Source organism: Oleiphilus sp. HI0043 (assembly GCF_001634935.1).
Genome location: NZ_LWEY01001356.1, coordinates 1 through 25,101, shown reverse-complemented (window position 1 = coordinate 25,101; position 25,101 = coordinate 1). Strand labels below are relative to the sequence as shown.

Genomic DNA, 25,101 nt, shown 5'->3' with positions numbered 1-25,101 from the left:
ATGATTAACATAACAAGGTGCTTTATACCCATTATTCATAATAGGCGAAATGGAAATAACCACTTAATAATCAGTAACATTATGGTACTTCCTGTTATTTTATCGATTAAACTATTTTTACTTCGTAATTCAATTTTTTAAGTAGCTCACCTAAAGTTATATCTAGTACCAGATTACCTTTCCTTACATTTTAAAAGTATTTTTATTACCGTTACCCCTAACCTGCATCAAACTTATTCTTTGTTTATATATGTGGATTTTCTTACGAGTCTTTTAAGGTGTTAACAGGCTCTCATACTAAAGGAGACACTGTTCAGCGCACGAACTATAATCCAAGCTAATGCACTGCCATCAATTGAATAAACTTGCTGAATACTGCTTACTTCCATAGACTTTGCCAACTAATATTTATCCATGCTTAGAGCGATTAAATGGCAACACTGATACTTACACGGCACGCACAAGCCTCTTTAGGAAAGCAAGACTATGACCAGCTTTCTGATCTCGGCCACAAACAAGCCCATTTACTAGGTGAATATTTTGACAGCACTTCTATCAAGCCCAGTCGAGTTATTTGCGGCAGCTTAAAAAGGCATATTGAAACCGCTGACGCGATCACTCGCTCATTGCAATATAATCAAGCTATCGAAACTGATCCGCGCTGGAATGAATTCGACTTTAAGGGATTGATAAAAGCTTATTTGTCACTTAATAGCGACCAGGCGTTTAACTTAAGTAGAGACTCCAACCCGGCCACCTTTTTCAAGTTATTGAAAAAAGCTATGTTTGCCTGGGCGAATAACGACCTAGTAGGTCTGGTAGATGAATCTTGGAGCGACTTTGAGTACAGAATTGAAACTGGCTTAGAGGCAATTCGACAGCAAGCGGATCGTGATGATACCGTTATGTTAGTCAGCTCAGGTGGCGCAATTTCGATGGCGATAAGAAAAGTGATGGGACTAAGCGTAGAGCAGATGATTGATATTAACTTTCAGATTAAAAACGCAAGCTACGCTAGTTTCGATATTAAGCGGGACCGAATGGTGCTGTCGGGTTTTAACCATACCCCTCACCTAGAACTAGATGAGGGCAAAACTTTAATAAGCTACGCCTAAGATGTATCGGCTCGAACTTGGCCTTACAGCTTAGAATATAGGCTGTACTTAAACTAACGAGCTCACTAAGGCCTAAATGTCCGCAAGTCGGACTCTCGGCATCGACAATAAAGTTTGGATATTCAGGCCAATATTGACCTGATCAGTTACATCGGGAATGTGAGAAGAGCAGACACAAAACTATCCAGAAACTTCCTATTATCGCATTAGCTATTTTAAGAGAAATAAGACTTCAATTGCTGAGCGCAAACAAAATCTAGCGCCACTGCACTTTTAAGTCGATTATTCATAATCAACTCTCTACATAATTATTTTTCAATTCCAGCTCATTGAAAAAATCGGGCCATACTATATTCAGTATTTGTTTTTTCGCCCATACAATAGCGGCACAACAAGCACGGTTAAAATCGCCGAGCTGATGGATCCAAAAATCAAGGAGACAGCCAGTCCTCCCATCACGGGATCAGGGATGATTACCAGTGTTCCAAAGACAATGGCCAAGGTGGTTAAGGTTATGGGAATAATTCTTAATGCGCCCGCATCTGAGATAGCCTCTTCTGGCGACATGCCTTCGGCTATTCTCTCCCTGATAAAATCAACGATCAGCAAAGAATTCCTAACAGCAACGCCCGCAAGAGCAATAACACCAATCATTGATGGTGCGGTAAAGTCTTGATCGAGCAACCAATGGCCCGGAAATACACCAATCAAACCTAATGGAATAGATACCATGACAAGCAATGGCAAACTAAAGGATTGATAGTAAGCAACTAAGAGAAAGTAGATAGCAAGCAGTGACATCGCCAGCGCAATTCCCAAATCTCTAAACACATCCAGTGTCAGCCTCAATTCACCATCCCAATGAATGACAGTGTCATCCAAAGTAGTGGGTGAATCAGGCACAAAGCCCAGATTTCGCGTCGTAATTTTAGTTTCTCTATCGACTTGTAATACTTCGATTCTCTTTTCCAAATCGAGCACTGCATACACAGGTGCACTATCTACCAGCTCTCCTCCCACATAAGAAACTCGCTCATTATCCTTATGGAAAATAGGTGTCGCTTTCTCATTCGGAACAATATCAATCACCGTCGATAAGGGGATGGATGCCCCTTCTTTATTTTTCACAAAGGTCTGAGCCAGTATCTCCGGCACAATGCGCTGGTTATGAGGCACGACAAGCCTAATCGGTATAGGATTTCTCGCTTCTTGCTCATACAAGTGATTCACGATATCTCCTTGCACAAAAAAGCTTAATGCAGCAGCAACTTGCTGCACATCTAAACCGGCCAGTAAAACCCTGCGTTGATCGATCTTGAAGTTATATTCCTGAATAGGCGTGGAATTGCTCGTCCACACTTCAGCCATATCCCAGGTATCTTTAAACAGCGTCTCTAATTCTTTGGCCGTTGCCTCTCGTTTCTCGTTATCTTGTTCGTATATTTCAGCGAGAACCGTCGCTCTTATCGGTGGCCCAGGAGGGTCTTCTAATAACTGAACCGTAGCCTCAGGGTGATTACCAATGATATCGGCAAGTGCTAAACGCAATTGCTGCACAATCTCTATCGAAGTATCGTCGCGCGTCCATTTATGACTCAGATTAACCCTCATTTCTGCATACTGCGAGCCGACGTTATTTGCACTTCCCTTTATTTGACCATTGAAATCGATAACGGAGGGGCCGCCTACAAAGGTTTGTGTATTCGCCACTTCATCGTGCGAAAGGACAACCCCCGCAACCTCTCTCACCAAGCGATCTGTTTCCTCAAGGGGCGTGTCATCCGGTAATTTAAATGTCACCAAAAAGGTGTTCTTATCATCTTTAGGTAGAAACACTAAATTGACGCCCATAGGCGATAGTTCTCCACCAACGCCCTGCGAGCGAATAAATTGCCAACTTGGTTGCAGTAACGAAGCGAGCAAACAGACCAACACACCCAGATAGAATACTTTTCGCCACTTCCTACTTTGGCTGAGGCGCTTGAACAAACTTCTGTAGTAGGTTTGTAGCCAAATTTCTTTATGTTCTTCGTGGGTGACGGTTAAGAAACGTCGGGCAGCCCACGGCGTAATAATATACGCAACCAATAGAGATGCGATCATCGCTGCAGGTACGTTGAACGCAATAGGATAAAAATATTCACCCGTCATTCCCGTCACAAACAGCAGAGATAAGAATACGGCAACCACCGTAATTGTTGCCAATGTTGTGGGGTTACCAATCTCAGACGCGGCATTAACAATGGCTTTTGAATAAGCCTCTTTAGAACTATTTTTCGGGAGTAACTGGTTATGCCGATGAATATTTTCGATGACAACAATGGCATCATCAACCAACAGTCCCAAGGCGAGTATCAAGGCATACAACGCCATACGATTCAAAGTTGGCCCGGCTAATAGGTCGATTCCAATCACCAGAGCGAAAACGATAGGTATCGTAATGAATACGATAGACGCCGCGCGCCCCCCCAGAAACACCCACAACACGACACTCACGACAGCGATTGCAATAAAGAGGTGCTCAATAAGATAGTTAACAGAATCATCCGCAGTCTGGCCATCATTTCTGGTGGTAACTACTTCAACAGAGTTAGGAATCCATTGTTCTTGCATCGATGCGACGCGTTCCAGAATAGCCTCAGATAAAGGAACTGAGTTAACACCGGCCTGTTTAGCGATACCGATATGAACAGCCGCCATCTCTTCCCCTTTGTACTGTTTATAACGACTATCTGAGGGGCCAAAGTTAAAGCGAGATAAGCTTAAGTTTTTGGTATCTGGCTCGGTGGTAATATGCGCTATATCTTGTAGATGAACGACTTTATCGTCATCACGAAACACCACCAATCGCTTAAGCTCTTCAAGGTCTTCCAGCTTATGACTAATTCGCAAATGCTGGTTGTCTTTGTCGATCACCTTAAAGCCAAGCGAGTGATCAATACTAGCGCCTTGTATGTGCGCTCTAATTTGATTTAAGCCCAAACCTAAAGCTTGTAAACGCGTGGGATCTATCTCAACGCGTACTTCGTTCTCCTGACCACCATGAATTTCACTGAGCCCAACGCCCTCAATACTATGTAGATGCTCGGTCATTCTTTCAGCCATATGTGTGAGCTGATAGCGGTCGTACTTGTCAGAAGCCAAGGTCACAACTATAAAGGGGATATCATCCACATCCATCAGATGAATATGTGGCTCGCCCGCTAAAGGCGGTAACTGAATTTTGTATCGTTCCACCTGGTCATAGAGCCTCACGAATGATTCGGTTTTATCCTCTCCTACTTTGAACTCCACTTGAATCTTGGCAAAGCCTTCTCCTGCCACACCGTAAGTGTGCTTTACCCCCTGCATCGTATTGAGATGATTTTCGAGCGGCGTTAGCAGCAAGTGTTCTACTTCCAAAGGTGACATACCTGGTATGGGAATGGTGACTTCGGCAGCGGGAATCACTATCTGAGGATTCTCTTCACGGGGAATTTCAAACAGCCCCATTAAACCGAACAAGATAACGGCAGGAATAATGGCCAATACAAGCTTTGATTCAACAAAGGTTTTGGCTAGCGTATGGGCAATATTAAAGCTGCTGTTAGAAGCTGCTTTGCCGCCCGAATTTTGGCTCTTATCCATTACTTGGTCTCTGCACTATTTACTGAGGCATCGCTAGGTTTAAAGACCACTGGACTCCCATCTCTTAAGGAAGATGGCGGGTTAGTGATAACGATATCCGATGGCTCGAGGCCTGAGAGAACCACCAAATAACGTTGCCACTTCCGCTCAAAATTGACCGGCGTAAACACTGCTTTACCTTCATTGATTCGGTATACACCAAACACCCCCGCCCGCTTAATGATTGATGAAGAATCAACAAGAATCTGTTTTTCATAAGAGATAATGAAGTCCACCTGCCCTGATAAGCCGGCTTCAAGTTTGTAGGATTCAGGCAAAGCGAGTTTGATCTGAATGGTTTGGGTAATACGATCAACACTATTCACGATATGAGATATAACGGCTTTAACGGGTTCATCGCGCTTGTGAATTTTAATGTCATATTGGTCACCAATATTTAGAGTCTGCCCCCACTCTGCTGGCAACGAAGCCTCAAACTCCAAACCACCAATCGCTTCGAGTTGAAGAAGAGGTTTTCCAATAACAGCCAAATCCCCTTGATTCACCCAGCGCTTAATAACGCGTGCATCAATTGGACTATTGATGCGGTGATAAGGCTCCCGAGCAAGCTGCCTTTCCAGCTCACTCTGCGCTTGATTCAACTGAGTTTCCGCAAGATTGTGTTGCACTTTTGCCTTGCGAAGTTGTTCCACAGTAATCACGCGTTTTTCGCGCAGTTGACGAGCATTATCTACATCATGTGCCATATCCTTTAATCGAATTTTGGCTGATTCGATAGCACTCTCTGCTCGACGAATAGAGGTAAGCAATTCGGTTTCATCCAAGGCTACTAGCAAATCACCTTGAGACACCATGTCACCCTCTTTTACTGTCAGTTCGTCAATCGTTGCCGATTGCGAAGTACTGATTTCGATACTGCGAGATACATTGGTGTACCCTGTTGCCGAATAAAATCGAGGCACTAGATCTTCTTTAACATGATGAGCATCGACCTCAATTGGCTTGGCGGCCACTAGTTGGGTACGAAGTGTATCGTTTTGCTCGCCGCAAGCCGTAGCTATGCTGACGGCTGCAAGAACAGCTAATAATCGTGTTACTAATCGTAGACTCATTGGAACACTCCATTTTTCAGTAAATGACATACATGTTCAGCAATGAATTCAGGGTCATCATGCTCGGGTTTTCCACCAGGAAAAAACACCCTCATTGGTTTAGATTCCAAGTGATAAAAAACAAGGGAGAACAAAGAAATAGATGTCATGTGCGGGTCGCTATTGGGAGAAATTCGCTCCACTAGTTTTAATACATTTACCCATTGCGCCATGAAAACATTATTCGCGAGTAGCGATATTCTTTCTTCATCAGCTTCTAACAGTTCACGTTGTAGAAGGAGCCTAAGATTTTCGTCGTTTGCCATGAGTTCCGTGAACTGAAAGATAAATCGCCTCAATTGTTCCTCTTCACTACCAACGGGCTGCAAAGCGGCTTCTAACTTTGGAGCTATGTCTTTAAACGAAGCTTCGATACTGCTGAGATACAGCGCTTTCTTGTCAGGAAAGTGGTGGTAGATCGTTGCGATACTCACGCCAACGGCGGTGGCTACCTGGCGTATTGAAACACCACTAAACCCCTGCTTTGCGAAAAGCGGAATGGATACATTGAAGATAGCGTTCAAGGCTTCTTCATTGGTTGAAAACTTGGACTTGGCCACTTATTTCTCTCTTTTTATATCCCAGCAAAATCTATAGAACGAACGTTCTATAGATAGAATAATAGAACTTAAAGTAAAAAGAAATATGCAACGTTGGCGTCAGTCTAAAGATGAGACACCCATCAACATCTTCAGAGTCACACAAATATCACTTACTAGACAAACTAATTAGGTATCGCGGTTATCCTCAATTCCCTTTGAAGCACAAATAGGTAAATACGTTCCCACAAGCTCATTATCTAGAATCAGCTTTCATTGTTAATGTGCGGATTCCTCTGGTAGGTAATGTAAAATTTATCGGAGAATAGGATCGGATCTTCTGACCGCTTTTCACCATTCCGTAACGTGAGAGAAGCGGACATAAATATAGACTCAAATACAGAATATCCTGCGGACTGCTTGTAGTAATGTAGCCACTAAGTTACTTGTTTACAAAACCACTTTCGTACAAAAATTACTATCATCGCGTAAAACTCTATCCAACCAATTGGTTTAACATTTCCATTGGCTAAATAGGTGGTAGATCCAAGAAATCTAGACAATCCATACACTCTCATACAGCATTCGCATCGAAATTGCGGGCTAGACACCCTTCGAGCTAAAAGATTATACCTATCCAGTAAGTTCTATCTCCTTAATAAAACTGCCCTTCTGAGCAATACATTCACCCAGCAATGCAAAGCCACTAATATTGGACTGAGTCGTATAACGAGCAGCGTAACTGTTACCTTCGCCTTCCACGCGCCATTCCCCTTTAGATTCGTAGCTGGGACATATCACTAAGGGAGAATAGGCTAGCTTTACCGCTACAGCCTGTGGTGGCAGAACTAAAGCAGCAGGTTCCCCACATAAGGTTTTTGCCAAACATTTTGCTGATGCGGTTGCTGGAGCAATAAACGAACGAACAGCACCAAGTGTCTCAGCACAATCACCGATCGCGTAAATATTGGGATGACTTGTTCTAAGGAATTCGTCAGTCATAATTCCTCGATTTATTTCGATATTAGCCTGTTTAGCCAGGTCAACACGAGGCAATAATCCAACTGCTGACAAGATAAGATCTGCGCGGATGACGGTACCCGTATCTAGCTCAAGTAAAAGCTGATCACCGTCATCTTGAACATCACCTACCTTCTGCTCCATGTGCCACTGTACTTGTTCTTTTGGGAACGCATTCATTATGTGCTCACCGAGTTGCTCAGGTACACTTCTGCTAAGCGGCCAGCTCGCAGTATCTATAACATCAACCTGAAAGCCGTTATTACACAGATCACTGGCAAACTCGATACCGACAAAACCGGCACCAATAATGGCGATTCGACTCGTGCTTTTATCAAGTTTTTGGAGTTCTGCTCTAAACATTTCGTATTCAGCTAGATTATTTACTGAAACGCATCGTGGAGAATCTGTTAGTTCGAGATTCATCGGGGATGCGCCTGTTGCTAAAACCAACTCATCGAATATTAGTTCATTGACTGCGCTATTAGAGTCTCGGTAACGAACACAACGTTGGTCTGTTTCAATCGCTTCAACCTGAACCTGATGGATGATTTTAACGTCATGCTCTTGTTCAAGAACTTCCCTTTTTTTCATAATCAGATCAAGCGGCGCCTTATTCATTGAAATCGCTTTCGATAAATTTGGCTTGTAGTACAAATCACCTGAATCTTGCGTAAGTAAGCTTATCTTAAGTGCTTTACCGTGCGCTCGAAGTTCACGGACGAGCGTAATCGCGGAATGCCCAGAACCAATAATGATAATATGCTTCATGGCTGCCACCTATTCGACAAGATAGAAATCAGATTTTGAAGCCGAACATTCCGGGCAGGTCCAGTCGTCCGGAATATCTTCGAAGCGTGTACCCGGCGCGATACCCTCTTCGGGCATCCCTAATGCTTCGTCATAAATCATGTCGCAAGTGATACAACAATACTTTCTATAATTCTCTGTGCTCATGATCGCTCCTCAATTAATCTTTCAGCTCTTCGAAATCTGGCTTTTCTCTCACAAAGCAGTCAGGGCAAGGAAAGTCATCCGGAATATCTTTCCATAGCGTTCCTGCAGGATAGCCTTCGTGCTCAGCGCCTTTGCTTTCGTCATAAATGTAGCCACAATCTGGGCATTCATATTGAGCCATGTCTTTGCTCCTTTATTAAGTTTTGATATGTCGTTGTATTAAATAATCATCGAGTAGGCCAAAACGCATATCGCGCTCGCTGCAAACACACCATGCAGGCACTGCAAGATCAAAGGTTTCGACCTACCTTTGAGTACTTTTCTGAACAGTTGATACGAACCAATGACCACACCTAGAGTGAGCACAAGTCCTACCCAGTTCCATGAGTTGGTAGTATCTGCTGAATGCGCATCATACAGACCCAGTATCAGCAGAACCGAAGCACCTGAGGCGGCTAATCCATGAACAGTGATCATCCACTTTCTTATGGCTCGTTTTTGTATTCTGTTTTTAAGCAGGAATGAGCCAAACCCTGCGACTCCGATCAGAGCCAATAAAGAAAGTACAAGCATGGACGCACCTAAACCCGTTCAGTAATTGTGTTCTAATCCCGTTAGACTTAGCCTGCCTAGGCAGCCTTCTCTACTTCAGGGTGATGGTGACGAGAGAAGATCTCGTCGCGCTTAGTGGGCTCGATATTTACCTTGTCCATATCTCCACCAGCCCATTTCACAACCTTCGGATCCATTACCGAAAACCAAACCGGTGGAATCATCGCTAATACGAACATCCATGGGTATCCGGCAGGAAGAGAAGGTACACCATGATAATCACGGAGAACTTGGTAAGCGCGAGTCGGATGCGCGTGGTGGTCAGAGTGACGTTGTAAGTGCAGGAGAATCAGATTGGAAATTTTCTGATTCGAATTCCAGGAATGGTGTGGCTGACAGCGCTCGAATCGCCCAGTCTTTTCGTTCTTCTGCCTGAGCAAACCATAATGTTCAATGTAATTTGCACACGTCAGCTGCCAGTAGCCGAATGCAGCCACAATCGACAGAAATGGAATCATCACAGGCCCAAAGTAAGCTAGCAGCATGCTGTACAATGCAACAGTTGCAAGAGCGGGCTGGATAATCTCATTCTGTAACGACCACTCTGACTTACCCTGTCGCTTCAACCTTGCGCTTTCCAGCTCCCATGCTCGGCGAAATGCCCCAGGCACTTCTCGTTTTACGAATTGATAGATAGACTCGCCCATTCTTGATGATGCAGGATCTTCAGGCGTCGACACATCTTTGTGATGGCCTTTGTTGTGCTCGATAAAAAAGTGCCCATATCCCGGTAAAGCTAGAGCCATCTTTGCAAAAAACACCTGCGTTCGGTCATTGACCTTATGGCCCATCTCGTGGCCAAGGTTAACGCCAATTCCAGCGGCTAAACCTGCTGTTAAGGCTCCACCAATAAAGTTAAACCAGGACCATTCGTATTGAGATACCGTATAGGCACATGCAATCACCGCTGCCCAAAGCAAAGGAACGGTCAGGTACATCACTTTTTTGTAGTAAGGCTCTGATTTAAGCTCTTCGACCATTTTTTCGGTTGGATTCGCTTCATCATCACCAAAATAGCTATCTAGTGCCGCTATTCCGAAATACCAGAATACGATTGTTGTCCATAACCATAGGCCATTTCCTGTTGTAACCGCTAGATAACATGATCCGATAGGCGCTAAAGGTAAAATCAGCGAAATGATGTAAGCGTATTTTTTTAATGACATCCAGGTGGTGATTTCACCCTCGCTTTGAGAGCGCGGGACCGAAAGCATTGCTGCCGCTTCTTTAGACATGAGATTTTCTCCGTTATTGTTAGTAAAACAATCTTATCGGGAGACGCAGGCCAGGGTTATGGCCCTAGGTGTCATGTCACAGTCAATTCGTGTCGTTTTAGTGGAACGAAAGCATATTTCAAACAAAAAAAGGGTGCCATTTGGGCACCCTAAAAACCTGAATAAATATCAAAACATAGCTAACCGAAATCTATGGCAAAATCACGGGGCTCGTTTTGTTTGATGACTTTGTTTAAAGTCATTTAGGAAGCAGGTCTCAGCTCCCTTCGCAGTATTTTCCCAACAGTTGATTTAGGCAATTCTTCTAGTACGACCACTTTCTTGGGAACCTTATAAGCGGTCAGCACTTTGCGGCAGTGTTCAATAATTTCTTTTTCTGTTGCTTCATTTTTTAGTACAACATAAGCACATACTTTTTCACCTGAAATGTCATCAGCTTCACCAATTACGGCTGCTTCTAGAATTTGCGGAAAACTGGTTAATACTTCTTCAACTTCATTTGGATAGACGTTAAATCCTGAAACAATAATCATATCTTTTAGACGGTCAACAATTTTTAGCTTACCGTCATCAGTCCATTCGCCCATATCACCCGTTTTGAAAAAGCCATCTTCAGTTAATGCCTTTGCGGTTTCATTTGGCATATTCCAATAACCACTCATCACTTGAGGGCCTTTAGCGACGATCTGTCCGCGACCTTCAGATACGGGTTGATCGTCATCATTCCAAAGCTGAATTTCTGTATCAGAAAGAGGTGTCCCAACTGTGCCTATTTCTTCATTGCCAGGTTCATTAAGGCAGAGGACCGGAGATGTTTCTGATAACCCATAGCCTTCAGAAATACTGCAGCCTGTTACATCTTTCCATATTTCACTGGCATTAGAGGTTAAGGCAGTTCCACCCGAGACGGTCAATCGCAGTGCTGAAAAATCTAGCGCTTTAAATTCTTCCTGCATACAAAGACCGACGAAGAGAGTGTTGATCCCTGATATGCCGGTAAATTCGAAAGGTTTGATGGCATTAATAAAGGCGTTAAGATCCCTAGGGTTAGGAATGAGTACATTGAGATTGCCTTTGCTCGCAAACATAATCATATTCACTGTAAAGGCATAGATATGGTAGAGGGGTAATGGGCACACAAATATCTCTTGCCCTTCTCTACACCCTGTAGCAAGTCTATCCAAACATTGTTTAGCATTACTTATGACATTTCGGTGGCTTAAACAAGCACCTTTAGAAACGCCAGTTGTGCCTCCAGTGTACTGGAGCATACATAAATCATCTGGGCCAATATCTTTACGGGCTTGCAATTTAGCCTGATCAAAATCATTGAGGATTTGGCTAAAAGAGTGGCAACCCTCTGGAGCAGGCGTCGGGGAGTCGCTTAGTAAATCCGCAGCACCTGTTGAAATCACTAGCTCCAGCGCCGTATCACCCTTGATTTTTTCTAAGTTGGGCAACAGGTCTTCTAGAATAATTATCGCCTTGGCACCTGAATCTGAGAATTGATGCTGCATTTCTCTAGGCGTGTAAAGAGGGTTTGTGTTTACCACGACTAAACCAGCACGCAACGCGGCGTAAGCAGCAATTGGGTACTGGCTTAGATTTGGCAGCTGTATCACTATCCGGTCACCCTGATTTAGGTTCTCTTGCTGCTGTAAGAAACAGGCCAAAGCCTTAGATTTAGCATCGATTTCAGCAAAGGATAATGTTTGCCCGAGACATGAATAAGCTGGTTTTTCTGCGTATTTTTGAAGAAAGCCCTCTAAAAAGTCGGCTAGGTTGTTGCGTGAGAGTGTTGTGTTTATCTGTGTCATCGGTAACCCCAAAGGTGTTTATTATTATGAATCTAGATTAGGTGGGCCTAGCAGCTCTTTATCTGCCTTACCTAGAAATAGTTTCATCGATAATTTCTGAATAATGGTTCCGTAGGGAGGATAGAATAAACCAATCGGAAAGAATCGATGTCGTTGAAAAGTCGATCGGGCATGGGATAGCTCACGAAACCCTTCTTCGCCATGGTAACTGCCCATACCTGAATTACCCACGCCACCAAAAGGCATGTCGTGATTGAATGCATGCCAGCCCCAATCATTAATGCTTACTCCACCAGACAGCGTGTTTTTCATAATTGTGTCTCGTATGGATTTATCATGGCCGAATAAATAGAGTGCTAGAGGGCGTTCCCGGTCGTTTATAAAGTCAATTACTTCGTTGATATTATCGTAGGGAATCACAGGCAAAATTGGACCGAATATTTCTTCTTGCATCAAATTCATATTGAGATCAGGGTTCTTTACAATATGAAGCGGGTACTGCCGCCCCTTGCCAATAGAACCGCAAACGGTTATGTCTGCCCGATGCGCTTTCGCGTCGTCAATTAGGCGCCTGAAACGTTCGTCTGCGCGGTCGTCTACCAATGAGGTGTAATGTTCACTACCGGAAGTCGAGGGATGCATTTTTATAAACTGTTTCTTTACGGCCTCAACAAACTCATCAATATTATTTCTAGGTACTAACGCATAGTCAGGTGCTAAACAGACTTGACCGCTATTCATGGCCTTACCATGCGCAATTCGCTTAGCGGCATCATTCAGGTTGGCGCCTTCACACACAACTGCCGGCGATTTTCCACCGAGTTCTAAAGTGACAGGTACCAGATTTTTAGCCGCGTTACTCATGATAATACGCCCGGTTTTAGGCGAGCCTGTAAACACCAAATGATCGAAAGGCTGCTCTGAAATTTTCATCGCATCCGGGTGGTCACCAGGCAACACATCCACCAAGTCTTCAGGAAAAATTTCGCTAAGCATTTCTTGCAGTAATGCGGCTGAGTTAGGGCAATTCTCCGGCATTTTGATCATCGCTCTGTTGCCCGCTGCCAAAGCTGCAATAAGAGGCCCTAACGCTAGGTATAAGGGAAAGTTCCATGGGCAGATGATTCCGACAACACCTTTGGGGTGGTAATGTACTTTGGCTTTATTACTTGTGAAGAGTAACTCCGTGGATCTACGACTAGGCTTCATCCACTTTTTGAGTTTGTGAACTGCATGATTGATTTCTAAAACGGGCCCGAGCACATCAATAAGTTTAGATTCAGCTGGTGCGCGCCAGCCAAAGTCTTTGGCTGCTGCAGCGGTAATGGCATCTTGGTAACGCTGAATTTGGCTACGAAGATTTAGAAGATTTTTTTTCCTCTCATTGAAGGAAGGGTAAGGATTAGCTCGAGCCGCTGACTTAAGCATAGTTAATCGTTCTTCAATAGATGTATCGTGAGTAGAAATTTTCGCCGCGCAGTTCATTTGTTTGCCTCTATTTTTATCGATTTAAACGTGCTTATGTTGTGTACTATTTGAATGTTTAATGTTCAAAAGTTGTGTATTTTATTACGTAATAGACTTATTGCTCACAAAAGTGATTTGTACTCATCATTTAGTTGAGCATGGTTGATGGTGACAATATTAGGTCGGATGCCTTTTCAGCAATCGCTATTACAGGTGCATTGGTATTGCCGCTTATTAAAGTGGGCATGATCGATGCGTCGACTACTCGTAGCTTTGAGATGCCATGAACACGCAACTGGTCGTCAACGACAGACATATCGTCATTACCCATTTTGCAGGTACCCACGGGGTGATAAACCAGACCTAAACGATCTTTGCACGCTTGCAGAATGTCTGCATCGGAGGTGATATCAGCTCCTGGGTGAACTTCGTCGCCACGATGATCATCAAAAGCTTCAGATGCTAGGATTTTTCGCGCGACCCGAATGCCGTCAACCAAAACTTTTTGATCTTTTTCTTGAGAGAGGAAGTTAAAATCGATTTTGATTCGATCGCGAGGGTCTAAAGACTTTAAGCTTAGTTGACCACGACTTTCCGGTCTGAGTACGCACACATGTAGGGAGTAACCATGTTGCGAAAGTAAACCAAGATCTCTGCCGCAATCATCAAAAAGAAGTGGTACGAAGTGCAGCTGAATATCAGGAACCTCAACAGAAGGACCAGATTTCAAGAAGCCGCCAGATTGGGTTATCGAATTAGCAAGATTACCTTTTTTAGCAGTAAAGTAATTAAAAGCATCTGGCAAGGCTTTTAATAACCCGGATGGCGTAATAGAAAATCCGTCTTTTTTCTTGCTTTTTACCAATACACAAGCATCAACATGTTCTTGAAGGTTTTTTCCTACTCCTGGAAGATCATGAACGACAGCTATACCTACTTTCTCGAGCTCCTTCTTATCACCGATCCCGGACAGCATGAGAGTTTGTGGTGTGTTAAACGCACCACCACACAAAATAACTTCTTTTTTAGCATGAGCGGTATACTCTTTTTCTCGTTGCGAATAGACCACACCTTTGGCCTCTTTATCTTCGAGAATAATTCGATTAACTAAGGCTTCACATTGTATGTGCAGATTTTTTCGAGTACGAGCAGGCTTTAAATAGGCCCGTGAGACACCGCACCTTTCGCCATTCTTGATTGTAAACTGATAATAGCCCACACCTTCAAATTGAGGCCCATTGAAATCGTCATTTAAAGGGTATCCCGCTTGCTCAGAACCTTTTAGGAAGCACTCATTCAAGGGGTAAGTATTTTGTGTGTTTGAGACATAAAGAGGACCTTGGCTGCCGTGGTAGTCATTGCATCCTCGCTCATTTGTTTCGGCTTTTTTAAAATAGGGCAACATTGAATCGAATTTCCAGCCCTTATTTCCTTGGGCTTCCCAGTGATCATAATCAGATTTATCGCCTCGAACATAGACCATTGCGTTGATGGCGCTACTTCCGCCTAAGGTTTTTCCTCTGGGGCAGAACATTGGTTGCCCCTTACGAATGTCGGCAACGGCTTCAGACTCATAGCCCCAGTTATATTTTTTACTATACATAAAGTAAGCAAAAGCTCCGGGTATTTTAATCATTGGACTTTTGTCTTCAGGTCCGGCTTCAAGTACCAGCACCGAGTTCTTTTCATTCTCGCTTAAGCGATTCGCAAGCACACTGCCCGCCGAACCGGCGCCAACAATGATGTAGTCGTATATTAGTTCTGACATCTTGTCACCCAATCTAGAGTCAATATGGTTATCATGAGGGTGATGTTAACTGAGTGCTCAGCACCTAAGAATGGCGGGAGTTGCCAAGGACAGGTCAATAAGTGTCAATAACGATAAACTTCCTTACCCTTCTCGATACTGTGATGGCGCGCAGCCAAACCAGCGTTTGAAACTGCGCCCAAAATTCGACACATCTTCGTAACCAAGCTGTAAAGCGATCACATCTATCTTTTGATCTGTTTTCTTCAGCAAGTATTGAGCATTTTTTTTCTTGGCGTCTTCCATTAGAAGTTTGAAAGTCTTACCTTCTTGCTTCAGTTTTCTGATTAAGGTGCTCTTGGACATATAAAGCGTCTTGGCGGTTTGCTCGAGTGATAGTTCAAACTGAACACTCGAAAGAATTAGTTCATTCACTTTGTCTGATAATGTGCGTGATTCCAGTAAACGATTAAGCTCATTCTTACATTGTTGAGCGGCCATTTCGGCAGTAACCGGATCTGCTGAAACGCAGGTGATCGCCTTCCACTCCAATGGCATACCATATCGCAAAACTCCGTCTGAATAACGAATGCGCTTCGGCAAACACGATCCATATAAGTCACTCCAGTCAGGCTCTTCGAAAGGCAGCTCCAGAACGCATTCTTCTACTTTTGAGCCAATAGCAAATTTGATAATGTTGAAAACCAGCGCAGCAATCGTCTCATAAAGAACAACATCAATGTCTCCCCAATCGGCAAGGGGTTTTATACAGAGATAGATGTTCTCTTCATCCTCTTCGATATAGAAGCTGAGAATTTGTGCGCGAATTTTGTAATATTCACAAAGAAATACCAGGCTGTCTTCCAGGTTGGTTGCATGCGACAGGCCATAGCCTACATGGCCATGACTGGACAAGCTGATGTTCCTACCGACAAACAATCCTAACGAACGCGGACACCCCTTTTTCCACATATAGTGAATAAGCTGTTTCAAGGTATCCACTTTAATGAAGGGCTCGCTTTCGTTGTGATCAACCTGTTTCCAGAAAGGTTGTAGATCAATTCCTTGCTCTTCGGCATAGCGCGAGAAATGGTTTAGATAAGTAGCAGACAGAAGTTCAGGGTTCATAGGCTAAATTGATGCTTAGTTTTATCTTTATAAGCTAGCCGCAAGCTAGTTCAAATGCAATGAAAATACACAAAAACTTAGAAGAACTGAACGCCCCTTCCGCGTAAAGCTCCGTTTCCTAGGTCCGGATAGTTTAGGTTCGATAGATCCATACCACTTAGCGTTATAGAGTGCAGGCTAGCTTGTTTTTCTACAGTAGTAATGCCAAAACAAATTTATCTGGATACTAGAATTAAAAGGCGCATCACACTTCAGCGACTAACAGACCTAATGAGTCGAAGATCTAATGAGTCGAAGATCTAATGGTTTTATTTTTTAACAGCGTTGCATGGGCGATTTCTGCTTGGGAGGAAGGATGACAGTTTGAATCTACTGCTGTTTCAGCATCAGCTAATGGCATGCAGTAAGATTAAAGCAGAGCACTAAGATATAAGCAGCTTATTGTCTAAGTTGCGTTTGTCTGGATAACTTGATTATGTCCGCTAATCACCAATTCCCGATATCAATCGACGATTCAGAATCAGTAAGTTTCGGCCAACCTTGAAGCAAGTGCCAAGGTCTGAAATTGGCACATTGCTGACTAAGATTGGGCAGGGCATTTCTAGGCTCTAGTCGAAACCGCTATTTAAGTAGGTCAGATTGCGTGCCGACTTTTTCACCTAATTAAAGAGTTCGTTGATTTAGATATAGGAAGAAAGAAGCCTCTCCTTCTAAACCAAGCGCCCCCACATATCATACTCATCAACCTCTTCGACCTCTACTTTAACCAAGTCACCGACACATAGGTGAGTTGCTCCATCGATGAAGACGTTACCATCTATTTCAGGTGCGTCTGCTGAGCTCCTACCTACCGCGCCTTCTTCAACCACTTCGTCAATGATCACCCATTGCAATGAACCAACCTTTGCTCGCAAACGTTCGGCACTAATCTCAGCCTGCTTTTCCATAAACCTTTTGTGCCTACTCTCCTTCACTTCTTCGGGGACCTGATTCGCCAAGACGTTTGCTGGCGCGCCCTCTACAGGAGAATACGTAAAGCAACCTACACGATCTAACTGGGCCTCTTCTAAAAAGTCCAATAGCTCCTGAAAATCTTGCTCTGTTTCACCCGGAAAACCAACAATGAAGGTGCTTCTTATCGTAAGTTCAGGACATATCTCGCGCCAGGAACGAATGCGATCGATGACCTTCTCGCTGTGCGCAGGACGTTTCATTGCTTTTAGTATTTTTGCACTAGCGTGCTGGAAGGGAATATCCAAATACGGCAGAATCTTTCCTTCTGCCATTAAGGGGATCAGTTTATCAACATGAGGATAAGGATAAACGTAATGCATTCTTACCCATACACCCAATTCTCCTAGCGCAACAGCGAGGTCTTGCATACGTGTTTCGTGAGCCCGGCCTTCCATAAAATCGAGCTTATATTTAACATCGACACCGTAGGCGCTTGTATCTTGAGAGATAACAAGAAGCTCTTTTACACCACTTTCTACCAAGCGTTTGGCCTCTTCAATAACTTCAGAAATTGGGCGACTTACCAAATCTCCGCGCATATGAGGGATAATACAAAAGCTACAGCGATGGTTACATCCTTCCGAGATTTTAAGGTAAGCATAATGCTTAGGTGTTAATTTGATGCCTTGAGCAGGCACCCTGTCACTATAGTGCGTTTCCTGTTCTTTCGACGGGGGAGCATATTCGTGAACAGCGCCCATTACGCTTTCATAATCGGCCGGTCCGCTAACGTTTAACACTTCAGGGAAAGCGCTCTTTATCTGCTCTGCGTCACTCCCCTTGCCCATACACCCGGTGACAACGACCTTACCATTCTCGCGCATCGCTTCATTAATCGCATCGAGTGATTCTTGCTTGGCAGAGTCAATAAAACCACAAGTATTTACGACCACAACATCCGCATTATCATATTCTGGGGCGACTTCGTAACCTTCAAGCTTTAATTTGGTCAATATACGCTCAGAGTCTACTAAAGCCTTTGGACATCCCAGACTAACGAACCCTACACGTTTCTGACCTTGTTCTTCGCTCATAACTTACCAACCTCAACCCCATTAATTTGGCGCGGATATTACCACACCTCACTAACAAGCCCAAAACACAGCCACAAATTTAAAATAGTTGTAAAATCAACTATAATTAGCTGATCTGATGCACGTTATTCAATAGAATACCGCTTCACTTTTACGCAGACACTGACATATTGCTTAGAGTACCAACTTACAATTATGCTCATTCACCTTTTCGAACTGTTAACACTTTGCTTAGTTTTCCTTGCAGCATATCGCGGGCGTTACTATTACCGCGTGACTGCTTTAGAGGGTGCTAACCATGTTCACACCACGAAAAGTAGTTTAGCAAGCGAGCTCCCCGCATTTGTGGCACACTCGCCTACCGAAGCGGTAGAGCCTACAGAAAAACCTGTAGACATGAGTACAGACAAACCAAAGGTGCAAAAAGGTGACGTACTCAATAATTACATCGGTGATTTCTTCTAGCTCATTTCTTTTCGAAAGGTTTGGATTCAAGGCTTAAATTTCTCTGGCTTTAAGTAATGAGAATGGTAGTATTCAGCTAATTTCACTCCAACCTGTAAGAAGGTGAGGCTTTTACGCACGTGTTAACATTGAATACTCTCTACAAGCTCTGTTTTCGAATACTCGCGCTATTTCTTTTGTCTTTCACGATTAACCATGCTTATGCTGAAGATTTCAGCGAAGAAATATTCCAGGTAGAATACATTCTCTTTACTCACCAGGGGCATGTCGAAGCGAATAGAAAGTTTAATCTTGTTCCCTACAATCCACCTCGGCATTCACAATACACTCATTTGATCGAAGGTTTAGAAACCTTATCGAACTTCCAATATGAACAGCTTGATAGTTCATCAATGCAACTCAATGATGCGCTTTCAAAATTAAATAAAAGTAGGGATGTACGCGTCATTAAATATGGCGCTTGGCAACAAGCCATGGAACCAGGCAGCACATTACCCCCACTTCGTATATCTGCGCTGACCGATGTAGTTCAAAATGAAAGCTATTATGGTGAAACTCACCTAGAGGGAACGCTTACTATTAAACGTTCCCGATACATGCACATCGAAGCAGATTTATTTCTTACCAGTTTTTTGTTTTATCCAGAGCGAAACATTTTCGACTGGCTACTTTCGACCAGCACTATTCGACACAAAACTGATTCATTGCTACAAGCATACAAGCCAGACGAAATTGTTTTAAGCAAGCACTCTTCCTCCAGGATACCTAGTCAGGTATTCCGTTTACACCAAAGCCGGCGCTTAAAATATGGAGAAATTCATTATTTAGATCACCCGGCAATCGGTTTAATTGTCACCATTAATAAATTAGAGCCAGAGCCCGAGATCTAGCAGATAGAGCTACTATTATTAGCGTTATCTAGCGACTTATTATGAACGATAAATCAAGCACAAATGAAACCAGAACTTCTGACACCCTTTTACCTTCTATTTGGGTGGACGCTGATGCCTGCCCGGTTGTTATTCGCGACATTTTGATTAAAGCTGCGAAAAGAACCAATGTTGTGATCACGTTCGTTGCTAATCAGCATATCCCCCTACCAAAGTACAAGACTCTAAGGTCAATTCAGGTTAGTAGTGGCTTTGACGTTGCAGACAACTGGATAGTGCAACAAACGAACAAAAATGATCTTGTCATCACTCAAGATATTCCTCTCGCCGACGAAGTAATTACCAAGGGTGCCAAGGTTATCGGTACACGGGGGCAGCTCTATACAAAGGAAAACATCAAGTCGCGCTTAAATATGCGAGATTTTATGGAGACAATGCGATCCAGCGGTGTTCATTCAGGAGGACCACCGCCCTTAGGCCAACAAGAAAGGCAAGCCTTTGCGAATCGCCTGGATCAATGGCTCCAAAAGTCGGGCTTCTAAGCCAACACTGCGCATAGCCACCTACTTTCTTTCCGTTTACAAACTGCTACAAATTAGCGACACGCAAGCACTCCCATTTCTGTGCAAAGGGCTTATACTTATTATCAATCAGAACTTAATAGTCTAAGGCTATGAATAAAATTAAGTGAAATCCCAGCCAAGGTAGTTTATATTTTATATGTACCGCTTAAGAAGTTTTCTCTCTGGAAGGTTTGATATGACAACAAAAGCATCTAAAGAAGCAAGTCGTTTAGCGAAACAAAATACAGCGCCAAGAAATTCGAATGGCACCGAGTTAATTGATCAAGAACTACCAAGCTCCCCTGCATTACACCTAGTTGAATTTAACCACATAACTGTAGACAAGTACTCAGCAGAGCAAATTCGAGAAATGTATCAAAACCAACTAACTAAGAAAGCAAGCTAACAAACATTCCCGAATACCACCTCTTAACTGCAGCAGCGGGATTTGTGTGACACACATTGTCAGCTAACAGAACCCGCTGCTTAATTGCTCGACTATAAACTTCCCAGATCTTGAAAAATCAGCTCGCTTACGCGTGCTGACGCTTTCGAAACTGCCTCTTTTATATCTGCCATTGTAATAGGCGTATCTGACAAACCTGCTGCCCAATTCGCACTCAAGGCAATACAGGCATAGTCCAACTCCAATTCTCTTGCTAGCGCAGCTTCAGGCATGCCCGTCATTCCGACCATATCGCAGCCTTCAGCCTTACAACGAAGTATTTCAGCTGATGACTCTAATCTCGGCCCCTGAGTAGCACCGTAAACTCCACCATCCAAGACATCAAATGACACCGCGCTTGCTGAGCGAAGAAGTTTTGCTCTCAATGTTTCAGAGTACGGCTTGGTGAAGTCGATATGATCAACAGTTTCGCAATGAATGCCATCATATATAGTGTGTTCACGCCCATAAGTGTAATCAATAATTTGGTCTGGAATGGAAAGATTACCCGGGCCGAGCTTTTCATGAATTCCGCCTACCGCGTTAATTGCGATAATTCTATCGACACCTGCTTGCTTCATGGCAAAGAGGTTGGCACGATAATTTATCAAATGAGGAGGAATACGGTGAGGATTACCGTGACGCGCCATGAACGCAAACTTAAGCCCGTTTAGTGCACTTATCACAACTGGGCCACTGGTTTCTCCGAAAGGCGTACTTGGCCATAGCTGCTCTACAAGCTCAGCACCCGACATTGAACCAAAGCCTGTTCCACCGATAATTCCTAACATATAAATTCCCACTTAAAGCTCAAGGCTAGTCATTAACCAATTGAGTCATCATCTTATTAGTCTTGTGGCGATTGCCCTTTTATCTCACCTTCAATGCGTAAGGCCTCTGGCATATGCAAAGTAGAGGTTGGAAAAGCAATCTCTGCATTCTCGGCTGCAATAATGTCGTAAACACGAATTAAGACATCCTGCTTAACTTCATGATATTTAATCCAATCAGTTGTTTTGGTGAAGGTGTAGATAAAGAAGTCCAAGGATGACGCCGCGTAGGCATTAAAGTTTACGATAAGGGTTTGTGTGGTATCAATTTCAGGGTGCTGCAATAGCATAGCCTTAACATTGCTAATAATACGAGGCAGCGCGGCGGCATCATCGTATCGAATACCAATCGTTTCATAGACTCTTCTATGGCTCATACGTGACGGGTTTTGAACTGATATGTTCGTAAATACAGAGTTTGGCACATACAATGGCCGTTTATCGAAGGTTTTTATGGTGGTTAAGCGCCAGCCAATTTTAATTACAGTACCTTCAATTTCCTTATCGGGTGAGCGAACCCAATCGCCAACCTTGAAAGGTCGATCCAGGTAGATCATTAAGCCACCAAAAAAATTGGCCAACAGATCCTTTGCAGCAAAGCCCACGGCGAGACCACCGACACCACCAAACGCTAGGACACCACTCATGCTATAACCCATGGTCTGTAGCACGACTAATACGCCAATAATAATAACAATTGCACGCAATAACTTACCAATAGCCGAAACTGTTGTTTCATCCATTGGCTGCTTCATCTTTTCGCCACAAACAACGATCTTCTCGCCGCCCGAAATAAATCGGACAACAAACCACACCAGGCAAAAAACGATGATTATTTGTTGCGTATTACTAATAAATACTGAAAGGTCAACACCTGATTGACGCTGAACACTATAAGCAATCCAGGACAAACCGAGTAACCAAATAACCAAAGCTATCGGTGATCGTGAAGAATGAAGTAAAGTGTCATCCCACAAGTTACGCGTTTTAAGAAACTGCGCTTCAACGCGCTTAAGGAATACTTTAGATAAGAAACTAATCAAACCGGTTAGCAATAGAATAATCGAAATCTCGACAACTTGACGAACAAGCAAGTTTTCGAGCCCGCTATTTAATAAGAAGGTATTCAAAATATTCCAATTCATACTACCCCACCCCTAATTTTTATTAAGATGCTATTTGTTATAGGTCTTCCATACCTCAGATGCCTTAACATCTTCGATACTTAGTTTTTTGCTTGCTTGGTAGCGCATTCGTTTGAGTCTTTGATTATCGACGGTTAGATCACCTTGCTGCAGCAAAGATTCCAAATGCAGCCTCACTTCTTGCGCAGCATCTGGATTGTTACAGACAAGCACCATATCACAACCAGCAGACAAAGCCGCATCTGCACGCGCGACATAGCTGCCTGCAACACTAGCACCTTCCATTGACAAGTCATCACTAAATATAACCCCCTCAAATCCAAACTTTCCTCGCAGAATATCCTGCATCCAAACATTGGAAAAGCCAGCGGGTTGATTATCTACCTGGCTATAAATGACATGAGCAGGCATCAATGCATCAAGCCCTAATGGGATTAAGCGCTCAAAAACAATCGTATCATTTTGCATGATCTGCTCTAGACTACGATTGTCTTCCGGGATCTCATGATGTGAATCAGCAACAACCGCTCCATGACCAGGAAAATGCTTCCCTGTAGAAGCCATGCCTGCTTCTTTCATACCTGAAACCAGCGATGAAGATAAAGCAGTAATCGTCTCAAGATCGCAGGAAAATGCTCTATCGCCGATTACTTCAGAAACACCATGGTCGCGATCTAATACTGGCGTAAAGCTGATATCAATATCAAATGCAATTAGCTCTGCCGCGATTAACCAACCCAGATCAAAAGCTTGCTTTAAGCCCTGCGCTTTATCCTCTTGATAAACCCGGTCAAGAGACCTCATTGGCGGTATTCGCGTGAACCCTTCGCGAAATCGCTGAACGCGTCCACCTTCGTGATCAACGGCGATAATAAGATTGCTTGAGCACTCCCGGATCTCCGAGATTAGCTTAGTCAATTGACCAGGGTTCAGGTAATTTCTTGAGAAGAGAATAACTCCCCCAACAACCGGACTAGATAAGACCTGTTTTTCTTCTTCATTCAACTCAGTCCCTGCCACATCAAGCATCAGCGGGCCAATATTGTTTTCCTTCATATTCACTATTACTCTATCAAAGAAACTATTCTTTAATTAAAACACGCGTCCCGACACAAACACGAGAAAATAAATCCATTACATCTTTGTTACGCATCCGAATACAGCCATGAGACAAAGGCTGCCCCATTGGTTCAGAGTCAGGGGTGCCATGAATGTAAATATAGCGCCTCATACTATCAACTTTAGCCAAGCGGTTATAGCCAGGCTCAAGTCCGCTTAACCACATAATGCGCGTCAGAATCCAGTCTCGTTCGGGGAAATTATTTGCAAGCTTAGCTGAGTAGATCTCACCTGTTGGGCGACGCCCGGCAAAGACCGTATTAATAGGAGAATTGGCACCAATTTTAGCGCGAATATAGTGATAACCTAAAGGCGTACAACCTGAATCGCTAAACTGTCCAACTCCGTTAAGGGCGGTGGACACACTAAAACGAGCCACTTTGTTTTCATTAAACAAAGTCAGCTGCTGTAACTTTACATTAACTTCGATTCTGGGCTGACAAAGGGAAAATTCACTCTCTAACGAGCGTCTAAGTCCTGGTTCAAACGGCATTCACTTCACACTCCCTATGTCATGAGCAGCGAGCAGAAAATCAGTTAACAGGAGCTGCGCTCAATCCGGCTGCTAGAAATGGCACAAGGTAATTAACGACTTTTTCTGTATCCACCTCAGAATCCGGCTTATTCGACAGAATGTCAGATAACTGCTGAATACTGGACATTGTAAAGGCTGTTGCACCGATAACAAATTGAGTTCTCCAGAAACGCTCAGCCGTCGATAGCTCTGGCGTAATATCCTTAAGCAGATTTAAGAAAGGCCAGAAAGTTTTTGCATACTCGTCTTCTAAGTATTTACGCAAATGACCTTGTGATTGAGTATAAGCAAGGCCAAGCATTCGCATAAATATAGAAACACCATTTTTATTGCGTGTAGGTATCTTTAACAGACTACTCGTGTACAACCTTAGAACATCTTCTATACTTGGTGTGCAACCTTCATTGTCCCAGTTATTCTCGCGCAGACCTTCAACCATTAACTCATTTAGCGGTGCAAGAAAGCGATTAAACACTGCCTGGATAAGCGCATTTTTTGAACCAAAATGATAGTTAACCGCCGCTAAGTTGACACCGGCTTTGCCCGTAATCATTCTTAGTGAAGTTTCTGAGAAGCCCTTTTCAGCAAAGAGAACCTCGGCAGCATCAAGTATTCGGTTAACAGTCTCGGTATAAGCCATATAATT

General features: G+C 43.5%; 23 protein-coding genes. 5 read left to right on the top strand and 18 right to left on the bottom strand.

All coding sequences use genetic code 11. From position 1 onward, the window contains the following. Positions 1–431: 431 nt before the first annotated feature. The gene (locus tag A3729_RS18395; RefSeq protein ID WP_068507539.1) at positions 432–1,115 is read left to right on the top strand and encodes a histidine phosphatase family protein; all 684 of its coding nucleotides are present in this window, start codon (positions 432–434) and stop codon (positions 1,113–1,115) included. A 354-nt stretch (positions 1,116–1,469) separates the two neighbouring features. On the opposite strand, the gene A3729_RS18390 is transcribed toward A3729_RS18395, so the two are convergent. The 13 genes from A3729_RS18390 to rimO form a co-directional block, all read right to left on the bottom strand. Beyond that, the gene (locus A3729_RS18390; RefSeq protein WP_068554400.1) at positions 1,470–4,742 is read right to left on the bottom strand and encodes an efflux RND transporter permease subunit; all 3,273 of its coding nucleotides are present in this window, start codon (positions 4,740–4,742) and stop codon (positions 1,470–1,472) included. Beyond that, positions 4,742–5,854, bottom strand: coding sequence for an efflux RND transporter periplasmic adaptor subunit (locus A3729_RS18385; protein ID WP_068507142.1), 1,113 nt, complete (start codon positions 5,852–5,854; stop codon positions 4,742–4,744). The genes A3729_RS18390 and A3729_RS18385 overlap by 1 nt, the downstream gene beginning before the upstream one ends. Further along, positions 5,851–6,453: a TetR/AcrR family transcriptional regulator gene (locus A3729_RS18380; protein ID WP_068507139.1), complete on the bottom strand. Its 603-nt coding sequence runs from the start codon at positions 6,451–6,453 to the stop codon at positions 5,851–5,853. Before A3729_RS18380 ends, A3729_RS18385 begins: the two co-directional genes overlap by 4 nt. A gap of 612 nt (positions 6,454–7,065) precedes the next feature. Then, on the bottom strand, positions 7,066–8,223 hold the full coding sequence (locus A3729_RS18375) for an NAD(P)/FAD-dependent oxidoreductase (RefSeq protein WP_068507134.1): 1,158 nt from the start codon (positions 8,221–8,223) through the stop codon (positions 7,066–7,068). A 9-nt stretch (positions 8,224–8,232) separates the two neighbouring features. Beyond that, the gene (locus A3729_RS18370) at positions 8,233–8,409 is read right to left on the bottom strand and encodes a rubredoxin (protein ID WP_068507132.1); all 177 of its coding nucleotides are present in this window, start codon (positions 8,407–8,409) and stop codon (positions 8,233–8,235) included. Positions 8,410–8,422: 13 nt separating this feature from the next. After that, positions 8,423–8,590, bottom strand: coding sequence for a rubredoxin (locus A3729_RS18365; RefSeq protein WP_068507129.1), 168 nt, complete (start codon positions 8,588–8,590; stop codon positions 8,423–8,425). A gap of 38 nt (positions 8,591–8,628) precedes the next feature. Then, positions 8,629–8,982 carry a hypothetical protein gene (locus A3729_RS18360; protein WP_068507124.1) on the bottom strand — a complete coding sequence of 118 codons (354 nt, stop codon included), beginning with the start codon at positions 8,980–8,982 and terminating at the stop codon, positions 8,629–8,631. 56 nt (positions 8,983–9,038) lie between these two features. Further along, complete coding sequence (locus A3729_RS18355; protein WP_231872153.1) at positions 9,039–10,256, bottom strand: alkane 1-monooxygenase; 1,218 nt, start codon at positions 10,254–10,256, stop codon at positions 9,039–9,041. 242 nt (positions 10,257–10,498) lie between these two features. After that, positions 10,499–12,073, bottom strand: a complete 1,575-nt coding sequence (locus A3729_RS18350; protein ID WP_068507116.1) for an AMP-binding protein — start codon at positions 12,071–12,073, stop codon at positions 10,499–10,501. A gap of 24 nt (positions 12,074–12,097) precedes the next feature. Further along, the gene (locus A3729_RS18345; protein ID WP_068507112.1) at positions 12,098–13,558 is read right to left on the bottom strand and encodes a coniferyl aldehyde dehydrogenase; all 1,461 of its coding nucleotides are present in this window, start codon (positions 13,556–13,558) and stop codon (positions 12,098–12,100) included. A 130-nt stretch (positions 13,559–13,688) separates the two neighbouring features. Then, positions 13,689–15,308, bottom strand: a complete 1,620-nt coding sequence (locus A3729_RS18340) for a GMC family oxidoreductase (protein WP_197475909.1) — start codon at positions 15,306–15,308, stop codon at positions 13,689–13,691. Between the two features lie 123 nt (positions 15,309–15,431). Next, entirely contained in the window at positions 15,432–16,415 is a 984-nt protein-coding gene (locus tag A3729_RS18335; protein ID WP_068507109.1) for a helix-turn-helix domain-containing protein, read from the bottom strand. A 710-nt stretch (positions 16,416–17,125) separates the two neighbouring features. Continuing rightward, positions 17,126–18,463 carry a 30S ribosomal protein S12 methylthiotransferase RimO gene (rimO, locus tag A3729_RS18330; RefSeq protein WP_068507108.1) on the bottom strand — a complete coding sequence of 446 codons (1,338 nt, stop codon included), beginning with the start codon at positions 18,461–18,463 and terminating at the stop codon, positions 17,126–17,128. 273 nt (positions 18,464–18,736) lie between these two features. Between rimO and A3729_RS18325 the strand changes: the two genes are divergently transcribed. The 4 genes from A3729_RS18325 (at position 18,737) to A3729_RS18310 (ending at position 20,787) form a co-directional block, all read left to right on the top strand. Next, entirely contained in the window at positions 18,737–18,928 is a 192-nt protein-coding gene (locus A3729_RS18325) for a hypothetical protein (RefSeq protein WP_156498006.1), read from the top strand. 119 nt (positions 18,929–19,047) lie between these two features. Further along, positions 19,048–19,818: a CsiV family protein gene (locus A3729_RS18320; RefSeq protein WP_068507104.1), complete on the top strand. Its 771-nt coding sequence runs from the start codon at positions 19,048–19,050 to the stop codon at positions 19,816–19,818. Positions 19,819–19,859: 41 nt separating this feature from the next. Further along, positions 19,860–20,360 (top strand): YaiI/YqxD family protein, encoded by a 501-nt coding sequence (locus tag A3729_RS18315; RefSeq protein ID WP_068507094.1) that lies wholly within the window; start codon positions 19,860–19,862, stop codon positions 20,358–20,360. A gap of 217 nt (positions 20,361–20,577) precedes the next feature. Further along, on the top strand, positions 20,578–20,787 hold the full coding sequence (locus A3729_RS18310) for a hypothetical protein (RefSeq protein WP_068507091.1): 210 nt from the start codon (positions 20,578–20,580) through the stop codon (positions 20,785–20,787). Positions 20,788–20,879: 92 nt separating this feature from the next. Here A3729_RS18310 and A3729_RS18305 read toward each other — a convergent pair whose 3' ends face one another. The 5 genes from A3729_RS18305 to A3729_RS18285 all read right to left on the bottom strand — a co-directional run. Further along, entirely contained in the window at positions 20,880–21,617 is a 738-nt protein-coding gene (locus A3729_RS18305; protein ID WP_068507088.1) for an S-methyl-5'-thioinosine phosphorylase, read from the bottom strand. A gap of 56 nt (positions 21,618–21,673) precedes the next feature. Beyond that, positions 21,674–22,801 carry a mechanosensitive ion channel family protein gene (locus A3729_RS18300; RefSeq protein WP_082865387.1) on the bottom strand — a complete coding sequence of 376 codons (1,128 nt, stop codon included), beginning with the start codon at positions 22,799–22,801 and terminating at the stop codon, positions 21,674–21,676. Positions 22,802–22,831: 30 nt separating this feature from the next. Beyond that, the gene (gene nagZ, locus A3729_RS18295; protein ID WP_068507086.1) at positions 22,832–23,857 is read right to left on the bottom strand and encodes a beta-N-acetylhexosaminidase; all 1,026 of its coding nucleotides are present in this window, start codon (positions 23,855–23,857) and stop codon (positions 22,832–22,834) included. 25 nt (positions 23,858–23,882) lie between these two features. Continuing rightward, entirely contained in the window at positions 23,883–24,413 is a 531-nt protein-coding gene (locus A3729_RS18290) for a L,D-transpeptidase (RefSeq protein ID WP_082865388.1), read from the bottom strand. A 40-nt stretch (positions 24,414–24,453) separates the two neighbouring features. Further along, on the bottom strand, positions 24,454–25,101 hold a 648-nt coding region (locus A3729_RS18285; protein ID WP_304439734.1), incomplete at its 5' end, for a TetR/AcrR family transcriptional regulator.

Coding starts and splice junctions, on each gene's coding strand:
- A3729_RS18350 (WP_068507116.1), bottom strand. CDS start 12,073: ATGACACAGATAAACACAACACTCTCACGCAACAACCTAGCCGACTTT.
- A3729_RS18375 (WP_068507134.1), bottom strand. CDS start 8,223: ATGAAGCATATTATCATTATTGGTTCTGGGCATTCCGCGATTACGCTC.
- A3729_RS18310 (WP_068507091.1), top strand. CDS start 20,578: ATGACAACAAAAGCATCTAAAGAAGCAAGTCGTTTAGCGAAACAAAAT.
- rimO (WP_068507108.1), bottom strand. CDS start 18,463: ATGAGCGAAGAACAAGGTCAGAAACGTGTAGGGTTCGTTAGTCTGGGA.
- A3729_RS18335 (WP_068507109.1), bottom strand. CDS start 16,415: ATGAACCCTGAACTTCTGTCTGCTACTTATCTAAACCATTTCTCGCGC.
- A3729_RS18385 (WP_068507142.1), bottom strand. CDS start 5,854: ATGAGTCTACGATTAGTAACACGATTATTAGCTGTTCTTGCAGCCGTC.
- A3729_RS18315 (WP_068507094.1), top strand. CDS start 19,860: ATGAACGATAAATCAAGCACAAATGAAACCAGAACTTCTGACACCCTT.
- A3729_RS18305 (WP_068507088.1), bottom strand. CDS start 21,617: ATGTTAGGAATTATCGGTGGAACAGGCTTTGGTTCAATGTCGGGTGCT.
- A3729_RS18345 (WP_068507112.1), bottom strand. CDS start 13,558: ATGAACTGCGCGGCGAAAATTTCTACTCACGATACATCTATTGAAGAA.
- A3729_RS18290 (WP_082865388.1), bottom strand. CDS start 24,413: ATGCCGTTTGAACCAGGACTTAGACGCTCGTTAGAGAGTGAATTTTCC.
- A3729_RS18355 (WP_231872153.1), bottom strand. CDS start 10,256: ATGTCTAAAGAAGCGGCAGCAATGCTTTCGGTCCCGCGCTCTCAAAGC.
- A3729_RS18365 (WP_068507129.1), bottom strand. CDS start 8,590: ATGGCTCAATATGAATGCCCAGATTGTGGCTACATTTATGACGAAAGC.
- A3729_RS18360 (WP_068507124.1), bottom strand. CDS start 8,982: ATGCTTGTACTTTCTTTATTGGCTCTGATCGGAGTCGCAGGGTTTGGC.
- A3729_RS18395 (WP_068507539.1), top strand. CDS start 432: ATGGCAACACTGATACTTACACGGCACGCACAAGCCTCTTTAGGAAAG.
- A3729_RS18390 (WP_068554400.1), bottom strand. CDS start 4,742: ATGGATAAGAGCCAAAATTCGGGCGGCAAAGCAGCTTCTAACAGCAGC.
- A3729_RS18340 (WP_197475909.1), bottom strand. CDS start 15,308: ATGTCAGAACTAATATACGACTACATCATTGTTGGCGCCGGTTCGGCG.
- A3729_RS18370 (WP_068507132.1), bottom strand. CDS start 8,409: ATGAGCACAGAGAATTATAGAAAGTATTGTTGTATCACTTGCGACATG.
- A3729_RS18300 (WP_082865387.1), bottom strand. CDS start 22,801: ATGAATTGGAATATTTTGAATACCTTCTTATTAAATAGCGGGCTCGAA.
- nagZ (WP_068507086.1), bottom strand. CDS start 23,857: ATGAAGGAAAACAATATTGGCCCGCTGATGCTTGATGTGGCAGGGACT.